Here is a 297-nt window from a genome sequence, read left to right on the forward strand (position 1 = left end):
GGATTCCGTTCTCAAAGCTGCGTCCTAACCACCTTGACTAATGCTATAGATAGAGCAAACGGCATTGAGCCGCCTCCACTAGCTCAGGAATCCGTCCCCCTTTATGAAACGTTGCATTGTCTAGCACTAGAGTCTGACCTGGCTTCAGTGTTGGAATTAAGATGAACTCCAACCACAACTCAAACACTGTCCGATTACAACAACCCTCAAAGCTAAAGGGGACTAAGAGTTGTTGATGACACCCTCAGTACAGGACAAAAAAGCTGAAAGTCTTAGCCAAAAGGGAATCTAGCCGAG

1 pseudogene is annotated in these 297 nt (G+C 46.5%); it reads right to left on the reverse strand.

From position 1 onward, the window contains the following. Nucleotides 1–46: 46 nt before the first annotated feature. A pseudogene (locus P5683_RS26150) lies at nucleotides 47–241 on the reverse strand (transposase); the annotation flags it as partial. Nucleotides 242–297 lie beyond the last annotated feature (56 nt).

It is taken from the genome of Limnospira sp. PMC 1279.21, assembly GCF_032349615.1.
In the GTDB taxonomy this organism is placed as follows: domain Bacteria; phylum Cyanobacteriota; class Cyanobacteriia; order Cyanobacteriales; family Microcoleaceae; genus Limnospira; species Limnospira fusiformis.